This is a genomic window from Mangrovimonas sp. sgz306409 (genome assembly GCF_059735265.1).
In genome coordinates, this window is the sequence record NZ_JCAPEU010000009.1 from 241,691 (window position 1) to 251,317 (window position 9,627).

The window sequence follows — 9,627 nt, forward strand, 5'->3', positions numbered from 1 at the left end:
TTTATATAAGTTGGCTCAATGCAATTTCAAAAGCAGTAGCACTTATACCGGTTTTTGTATTGTTTTTACTATGTACGTTTTTAATAGCTTCTTTAATAATATTAGAAGTATCTCCAAAAATGGCATCGTCTGTCATTTGCACACGTTGCTCCATAAAATAAGCAAATACTCTAGCCATTCCACAGTTGGAAATAAAGTCAGGAATCAAACTTACTTTACTATCGGTATACTCCATGATTGGTCCAAAGAAAATTTCCTTGTCGGCAAAAGGCACATTGGCTCCACATGAAATCACTTCCAACCCGTTATCGATCATTTGATCAATTTGCTCTTTGGTTACCAATCTTGAGGCGGCACATGGTGTAAAGATTTCAGTTTTTAAGCCCCATACCCTTTCATTCATTTCGGCAAATGGAATCAAGTTTTCGGCTGCTAGATTGTTTCCTTTTTTATTAAGGTATAATTCTGTGATTTCTTCAAATGAAAATCCTTCTTCCTTAATCAACCCTCCAACAACATCAATAATCCCAACCACTTTGGCTCCCATTTGAGATAAATAGAATGCAGCAGCGGCACCAACATTTCCAAAACCTTGTACTACGGCACGTTTTCCTACCACAGACTCATTTTTGATATCATAGAAATGTTTTACAGCTTCTGCAACACCATATCCAGTAATCATGTCTGCAACAGTATATTTTCTTCGTACATCTGGAGAATACACAGGGTTTTCGATAACCTTGATTACCCCATGTCTCAATTGCCCAATACGGTTGATTTTATCTGCAATGGTTGGCTTGAAATGGCCTTCAAAAACCCCTTCTTGTGGATGCCACACACCACTCTCTTCCGTAATAGGAATTACCTCGTGGATTTCATCTACATTCAAATCCCCTCCTGTTCCGTAATAACTTTTCAATAGTGGCGATACGGCTTTATACCAACGTTCTAAAACGCCTTTTTTTCTAGGATCCTGAGGATCGAAATTAATCCCCGACTTGGCGCCTCCAATGGCTGGTCCAGACACAGTGAATTTCACTTCCATAGTTTTGGCAAGTGACAACACCTCGTTCATGTCTAAGCCTTTTCTCATTCTAGTTCCCCCACCTGCAGCACCTCCTCTTAGGGAGTTGATTACTGTCCAGCCTTCGGCTTCTGTTTCGGGGTCTTTCCAATTAAATATTATTTCTGGTTCTTTTGCTTCGTACTTTTGAAGTAAATCTTTCATGTAATGCTATTAATCTCTATTGTATATAATTTGTATCATTCGTGTTTCTTTTAAAAATGATACAATTTCTCGTCGTTTTTCTTGCGCAACAAATATAAAAAACTAAAAATCCTTAAATATCAATTTTAAAATTATTTTACGGATAATACACTTGACCTGAGCTATGGTCATGCCTTGCGCCCGTTACACTGGCCAGACAGTTGGGCTGATTCTCTAGTTTTAGGACTCCCAAAAATCCAAATATAAGGGCTTCCTTATACTCGATAATCGCAGGATTGGGAATGATTATTTTTGCTTCAGTTTTTGATTGAATCCTTTCTATTAAAAATGAATTATAGGCACCTCCACCAGTTGTTAAAACTGTACCTCTAGATTTTGAAGTAAACTCTTTTGCAATTTGAATGGCCGCATGTTCAATAAAAGTACGAAGCACATCCTTTATAGGAAGCTGGGCTGCATCTATCAATGGAAGTATGGAGGTTTCTACCCATTCCAATCCTAAAGATTTCGGGAAACTCTTTTGATAAAATTCAAGCGAATTCAACCGTTCCAAAAGCCCTTCATCCAAATTACCAGAACGGGCAATTTTACCTTCATCGTCATAATCCAAACCCAATTGTCTTACATAATGGTTCAAAACAATATTTACTGGACTAATATCATAGGCAATTCTGTTTCCTTCAATATCTGTTGAAATATTGGCGAAACCACCCAAATTAAGACAAAAGTCATATTCCGAAAATAATAGAGCATCCCCAATAGGAACCAACGGTGCCCCTTGTCCTCCCAATTCCACATCCTGAACTCGAAAATCACACACTACCTTCTGTTGCAACAATTCTGAAATGATAGGCAAATTTCCTATTTGATAAGTCAATCCCTCACTTGGTTGGTGCAAGGCTGTATGCCCATGAGAGCACACCGCATCCAAAGAGGCTATTTGATATTTAGACATAAATTGACCTATTAATCCTACCAAATATTGGGTGTAATCTTGGTCAATTTGTGCCAACTCCGCTTTGGTAAAGTCCACCAAACGCTTCAATTTAGCTTCCCAATCCTTGGAATATGCCACTGTTTCAGCATGATGGATCTTATAACTCCATTTATCATCAAAACGAAAAGTAGCCCAAATCAAGTCGACCCCATCTAATGAGGTTCCGGACATCACTCCTATAATTTCATAGTGGTCTTTTGTCATATATGTAAAAATAATTACCCTTATTGAAAAAATCGTAGCAAAATACTATATTTGCTCACATTTTTTAATAATTCAACAATTTATTTTTCATGATAGATTTTAAGCTTACCGAAGAACATTTAATGATTCGCGATGCTGCCCGTGATTTTGCTCAAACAGAATTGCTTCCGGGCGTGATAGAACGTGACAACAAACAGGAATTTCCTGATGAGTTGGTCAAAAAAATGGGAGACCTAGGATTTTTAGGAATCATGGTAGATCCTAAATATGGAGGAAGCGGAATGGATGCCATTTCATATGTATTGATTATGGAAGAGCTGTCTAAAATAGACGCTTCTGCTTCTGTAATGGTATCTGTGAACAATTCTTTGGTGTGTTATGGCCTTGAAGCCTATGGTTCTGAAGCCCAAAAAGAAAAATACCTTACCAAATTGGCTACAGGAGAAAATCTTGGGGCGTTTTGTTTAAGTGAGCCAGAAGCTGGTAGTGATGCAACGTCTCAAGCCACTACTGCTATCGATAAGGGCGACCACTACTTATTGAACGGTACAAAAAACTGGATTACCAATGGTGGTCGTGCCGATGTTTATTTGGTAATTGCCCAAACCGATCGTGAAAAAGGACACAGAGGAATCAATGCTTTTATTGTTGAAAAAGGCATGGAGGGGTTCCACATTGGTCCTAAAGAAGACAAATTGGGTATTAGAGGAAGTGACACGCACACACTGCAATTCAATGATGTAAAAGTTCCAAAAGAAAACAGAATTGGAGAAGATGGTTTCGGATTCAAGTTTGCCATGAAAACCTTATCTGGAGGGCGTATCGGGATTGCTTCCCAAGCTTTAGGGATTGCATCAGGGGCTTATGAATTGGCCTTGAAATATTCCAAAGAAAGAAAAGCCTTTGGAACTGAAATTTGCAACCACCAAGCTATTGCTTTTAAATTGGCCGATATGGCTACTGAAATTGAAGCTGCGCGTATGTTGGTATTCAGAGCTGCCTGGGACAAAGACCAAGGAAATAACTATGACATGTCTAGTGCCATGGCAAAATTATATGCTTCAAAAGTGGCAATGGAACAAACTGTTGAAGCTGTTCAAATTCACGGTGGAAATGGATTTGTAAAAGAATACCACGTAGAGCGTTTGATGCGTGATGCTAAAATCACCCAGATTTACGAAGGAACTTCAGAAATCCAAAAAATTGTAATTTCTAGAGGTGTCTTGAGAGACTAATCCAAACAATACATACAGAAAAAGTCCAACCTAATGGTTGGACTTTTTTATTGATAAAAACTCTTCTTATTATTTTACCAAACTGTTGATGTAAACTTCAATATTGGTATAAACTTCATCTAAACTCCATAACGAAGCATCATTTACCTGAGAATTGAGCCCTTGGTCTTGTTCCCAACTATCGGGCATACCATCTAAGTCTGCATCTTGTAATGGCGGATTTGTTTTTAATTCTGGCCACCCCCCAACTTGTGCTTGCGAATCGATAATGCCATTTCCAACAGAAGCGGTACCAATTTTGGTATCATTCACAATGCGTTCATCAACAGCATCCCGACTCAAACTGGCCCCTGCATGCTGTAATACCAATTGATAGGCATCCTCTGCCGATTGGGTTTCCACATTTTGATCGATAGGAAACATCTCTTTCGCTTTAGCCTTTTCAACATCGTCACATTGTACTCCTCCACTCCAATTGTTTTTGGTGATTTCAGGAAAACCTTCTATGTAGTTTCCGTCTACGAAAAACTTTCCATAGGGTTCATAGGGGTTTACAATTCTATCTTTTTTGGATTTTGGTGTTGCAGGACCAAATTTGAAATAATTGTTTACCATATTATAAGTACCTCGTTCACCTCCATAAATATTATTTTCTCCCCAATTATAGATTACGTTATTTCGAAAATCCACAAATTCGTCCGAAAGGTTTTCCGTTGTAGGAGAGCCACTAAAACGAGGGGTTCTACTATTGTTGCTAGCAATCAAGTTATGGTGAAAAGACACCTTGGCTCCTCCCCAAATGCCTCCATACCCATGGTTTCCTTTTTCATGGACAGAATGGTTTAAGGCCTCGGAAACAATACACCATTGCATAGTAAAATTGTGGTTTTGGTAAAAAGAAGCCACTTCATCGGTAGCCCAACTCATGGAGCAATGATCTAGGATGATATCTCTACGATCTCTTCCCCCAATAGCATCATCTTGAACTTTGTTGACATCCCCCAACCGAAAACGCAAATACCTCAAAATAACATTATCGGTTTTAATGGCTACAGAATATCCCGCAATAGTGATGCCGTCACCAGGAGCTGTTTGGCCAGCAATGGTTACATTACTATTCTTAATTTCCAGCTTTGACTCCAATTGAATGGTTCCTGAAACATCAAATACAATAATCCTGGCTCCTTTTTCCTTGATTGCAGCACGTAAACTTCCTTCGCCTTGATCTTCAAGATTTGTAACCTTAATGACTTTTCCACCTCTTCCTCCTGTGGTAAAGCGTCCAAATCCTTCGGCTGTTGGAAATGCCAAATTTTGGGATATTCCCATAAAAGGCATAAGCAACCCTATTTTTATAAGGTTGCTTAGCACAAAAGTTTTTGGTGTTATGTTTTTAAATACTTTTTGTAGTCTCAAATTGTAATTATTCTTTTAAAACTTTGAACTGTTGTTCTTGATTTCCGTTTTTATAGTTCACAATATACAAACCTGCAGCCAATTCGCTCATGTCAATTTCAGTTCTCTCCAAATTTCCTTGGGTTTCGATAGATTTCACCAATTTTCCAGAAAGGTTAAATACCTTTATTTGAGAATCACCCCTTGAGTTTGGATGGTTTACATATAAAAGATCTTTTGTAGGTACTGGTCCAACCCAAGCACTATTTGTTGCAAAAGAATCTACACTCAACACTTCTGCTGGCAATGCCATTTCTGAAGGAGAATAGGCTCCAGAAGTTTCCCATACCACCCAGTCAATAGAGGCTCCATACTCATTCTCTGTGGAAGACCCATCTCCAAAACGGAAATGACTATTGCTACTTGCGGAGGAAGCAGGTGTTACTGTCATTACAGGAGTCTCACTTTCATCAATATAAAGATTAGCTTGTTCAGAAGTCATTGTAAATCGATACGTATGCCACTCATCCAAATCAACACCTAATTCGGTGGTTTCTCCTTCTCCATTCCTAACGCGGGCTACATTACTCAAATCATTATAACTTTTATCAAATGATATACGTGTACGCACATCATTATAGTGCATATCGATATCCATAGGCACATCATAATTAGGATTCCCTTTTACCCTCATGACCACTGTTAAATTGTCTACAGTAACACCATTGTTGGCAAAATTCATTCTCCAATAAAATGAAGTCCCAGGACATTCCATTTCCAATAAATTGTTTGTAGCATCATCAGGATCTTCAACTATTTCGTTAGTATAGCTGGTCCCTTGACTTGACTCTTGAAAAGGAGGATCAAACACGTCGGGCATTACATCGGCTTGGTAAATAACCCAGCCAGCATCAAAAAACATTGGGGAGCTCTTAAATGACATCAATCCAACAACAGGAATGGCAATCATAGCAAGTTTAAGTAATTGTTTTTTCATAATGTTAGTTTTTAAATTAAATATATAATCCATCAAAAGAGAACCTTTCCCTTTCTCAAAAATTACCAACTCTTTAAACTATTCAGGGCTTTATTCAATATCTATACTTTTATAAATTATCCTTTAACAATTCTGAATTGCTGCTGCTTTTGAGCATCTTTATATTGTAACACGTAAAATCCATTGGCCAATGCTGCTAGATCCAAACGTGTGAGTGTACTCATTTCTTCCACTTTTACAGACATCACAATTACACCAGACAAATTGTAAACATCTACAGTTCCATTTTTATCCGCAGAGGAATGTTGCAATACCAAATAATCCCTAACTGGATTAGGATACAACTTAAACAACTGCTCCTCCAGATCCAATACACCAAGAGACTCCGTTTGAAAGAAATCAATAACATCTGCTCCAGCATAAAGGGGAATCAATTCTTCAACAACATCGGCGGGAAATGCTTCATAGTCGTAATAGGAAGAGGGTTCAAAAATTCCTTCAGGATTCAATTCATCAAATTTTACCGAACGTCCTCCTGGGTTCAACATCTCTGGATTGATTTGTGAGGTGATGACAGGAAGTTCACTATCATCATAAACATTTCCTACTTGCTTCAATGCAGTTGCAGGGTAATTTCCCGTTTTTGAGGTAAAGGTGTTATCGGTATTCACACCATAAACAGCTTGAAAATCGGAAACCGTTCTATCGGCGTACATTGGCCAACGCGTATTGAGATAGAAATTATTTTCGGCATATACCTGCGATTGATTGGACGCCGCAATACCGTAAAGCGTGATCCCTTCCACCAAATTGTTCAACACGTGTACCTCTCCAAAACGCACTCTTGGGTTTCTGGAATTACTATTGAAATAATGGTTGGCATAAAGGGTCACTTTCAATTTCCCCAAATCTTCCGATCCATTGCTATCGGAATGCCCAATAAGATTGGTCTTCCAACTATTTCTCAAAATATTCCAAGATAAGGTGATATAACTTGCTCCTCCCTTAACGTCAATACCGCCATCAGGATGATCTTGATCTTCTGGTCTTGTATCAGGATGTCCAACTGTACAGTGGTCTACCCATATGTGGTGGGTTTCCGGCTCTCCAATATTGATCCCGTCATCATAATAATCATAAAACGTCAGGTTGCGAATCAACACATTCCAAGAACGCTTAATGTTTAATCCAAACTTCAAAACCACATTTTGTTCACCAATAATAGTTAAATCTCCTTGCTCTTGAACTGTCAACATATGATTTCCCCACGCTGAAGAATCGGAAGTGCCTTCTTCGTAAACCCCTTCTGTAAAAACAATGACTTCTGGCGTTGCGGTAACGCCATTGGTTCCCGAAAGTCCTTTGTAGGCCCTATTTCTATAGTATAAATGCCAAGCCAGCATGTCAAAATCTTCAGGACCATTCACCCAAAGCGTATCGGCCGCTCCTTGACCACCACTTACAGGACCATTAAAATTGAAATCGTAATTTTGATATTCAGTACCTGTATCAACGGAAGCAAATCCCACAGGAATCTCAAAATCCAATTCCACATCTGCTGAAAAATTAGCCGTCACACTTTTGGAACCATCCATAGTAAGGGTTTCTACCAATTCATTGCCGCTTAAGTCTCCGGCCCATCCAGTAAAGGTAGCATCCCAAATAGGCTCCGCAGTAAGCGTTACGACCGTTCCTTCTTCATAAATACCGCCTTCCGGACTTAAAGTTACACTTCCAATTCCTGTAACTGCCACATCCAAACTGTAAAAAGGCAATTCCTCAGAAACAGTAATCGTCCAAGTTTTTGTGCTGTTGTCTTGGGCCGTCACGGTATATTCAACTGGACCAGAAAAATCACGAGGAGTATCTGCCGAAGGTGTTATGTCTGCAAAGGGTGAAATTGTCAACGTCGTTGGAACAAGGTTGGTAACATCCACAGATTCTGGCACGGTCACCTCAATCGTTCCCGCTTCACTGTCAATGATGGTTTCTCCTATTTGATTTTCGACCAATGTGAAAGCGGTAATGTCCTTTTCACTAGACACCACTTCGGAAACACTAATCAACCATTCTTTAATGGTATTACCATCTTGTGACGTTACTGTATAACTAACATTATTTCCCACAGAAAAATCTCTCGCTGTGTCTACCGAAGGTGAAATAGTTGCCGAAGGAGATATTTCTATTGATTCAGGAATAGCTGAAGTTAAATCCATTCCAATAGGAACTGATACACTAATAGTATTGGCATCTGTATCGATTATTTCTTCACCTACCTGACCAGGCAAGTTAAACGTAAGAATGTTCGCTTCTGAAAACAAATAGGCACTAGATTCTATATATAAATCATGAATATGTACTTGCCCACCGCTAGGAGCATTTTCCAAACGAATGGAAGTAGTCCCAGGTGTTTGAAGTGCGGGAAAAAGATCTGTAAGCTCATATAGTCCAGTTCCCGACTGCACCACAGAAACATCTCCTGCAATTATATAATCTTCCGAACCCAAATGTTGGTACTTTACTGTAACAGTTCTTGGTGTGCTTCCTGAAGATTTCATTTTAACCAAAAACACCCCACAACTAGACACATCGGCTTGCAAAAAACCTCCAGTACTTACCACAAGACGTCCCTCAGAACATTCAGTACAATTGTTAACTGGACCTCCAGTTGAAATAGTACCATCCGACGTAATACCTTCGGGCATATCGATGGCTTGAAAATTAAAATCAATTAAGGTTTCTTGAGAATAACTGACTTGGGTTGCCAATAGCAACAACACTAATAGGGAAAGTAGTTTTTTAACCATTAGGTATGTATTAAATGATTATAGTTGGTTACTTGCATTCCATTTACTACGATTTGGGTGGCTTAGCTTAATTCAGTTAAACTCCTATCCAGTAACTCGATAAAACAACAGATAATGTTGTAATCGATTACACTAAAGTAAAAATTAATTATCATATCCACAAAAAAACTAACAGATTTTTACTGATATACACTATTTACCTCCCGATGCTTAATAGATAAGCAAACAGAACCTTTATACAACTGGAATTCCAAAGAATATGAGGCAATCAAACACCTTGTCAAACAGAAAGTACTGTGAAATAGTTGAACTTTTTAATCGATTACATCTTTAAGTATTGTTAATAAAGTATAACCCAAACTCCCAGGAAGTTGAAGACGAGACTTAACGATAACCCTATAACTCATATTAGAACATAGGACAATGACCTTGAATACGATTAACGTGAAAATATAGAGTATTCCCCTTAACCCCACTTAAAATAAGTTAACAGAGGCCATTTTATCAGTAAAATAATTTATGCGCCATAAATGGTAAAGTACCCAAAAACAAAAAGCCCCCAGCAAATGATGCTGGGGGCTTCAAAAAAGGCGACGACCTACTCTCCCACGGATGCAGTACCATCGGCGCTAACGGGCTTAACTTCTCTGTTCGGAAAGGTAAGAGGTGAGCCCCGTCGCTATAACCGCCTTAAATCGTCTGTCCATTTCTGGACCAATATCTTAACACACTGGAAACATATCCATGAAAATTCAATTTTTAAC

General features: G+C 38.7%; 6 protein-coding genes and 1 rRNA gene. 1 reads left to right on the forward strand and 6 read right to left on the reverse strand.

Annotation, left to right across the window (positions count from 1 at the left end; all coding sequences use genetic code 11):
• Position 1 precedes the first annotated feature (1 nt).
• On the reverse strand, positions 2–1,228 hold the full coding sequence (locus tag AC6I5C_RS15790) for a Glu/Leu/Phe/Val dehydrogenase dimerization domain-containing protein (protein WP_497905977.1): 1,227 nt from the start codon (positions 1,226–1,228) through the stop codon (positions 2–4).
• Between the two features lie 136 nt (positions 1,229–1,364).
• A complete protein-coding gene (locus AC6I5C_RS15795) occupies positions 1,365–2,429 on the reverse strand; it encodes an anhydro-N-acetylmuramic acid kinase (protein ID WP_497905978.1) in 1,065 nt (354 codons plus the stop codon).
• Between the two features lie 92 nt (positions 2,430–2,521).
• On the opposite strand from AC6I5C_RS15795, the gene AC6I5C_RS15800 reads away from it, so the two are divergent.
• On the forward strand, positions 2,522–3,664 hold the full coding sequence (locus AC6I5C_RS15800; protein WP_497905988.1) for an acyl-CoA dehydrogenase: 1,143 nt from the start codon (positions 2,522–2,524) through the stop codon (positions 3,662–3,664).
• Between the two features lie 69 nt (positions 3,665–3,733).
• On the opposite strand, the gene AC6I5C_RS15805 is transcribed toward AC6I5C_RS15800, so the two are convergent.
• The 4 genes from AC6I5C_RS15805 to rrf form a co-directional block, all read right to left on the reverse strand.
• On the reverse strand, positions 3,734–5,002 hold the full coding sequence (locus AC6I5C_RS15805) for a pectate lyase family protein (protein ID WP_497905979.1): 1,269 nt from the start codon (positions 5,000–5,002) through the stop codon (positions 3,734–3,736).
• Between the two features lie 85 nt (positions 5,003–5,087).
• Positions 5,088–6,056 carry a T9SS type A sorting domain-containing protein gene (locus tag AC6I5C_RS15810; protein ID WP_497905980.1) on the reverse strand — a complete coding sequence of 323 codons (969 nt, stop codon included), beginning with the start codon at positions 6,054–6,056 and terminating at the stop codon, positions 5,088–5,090.
• Between the two features lie 116 nt (positions 6,057–6,172).
• Positions 6,173–8,863: an SGBP N-terminal domain-containing protein gene (locus tag AC6I5C_RS15815; RefSeq protein WP_497905981.1), complete on the reverse strand. Its 2,691-nt coding sequence runs from the start codon at positions 8,861–8,863 to the stop codon at positions 6,173–6,175.
• A 585-nt stretch (positions 8,864–9,448) separates the two neighbouring features.
• A 5S ribosomal RNA gene (gene rrf / locus AC6I5C_RS15820) occupies positions 9,449–9,556 on the reverse strand.
• Positions 9,557–9,627 lie beyond the last annotated feature (71 nt).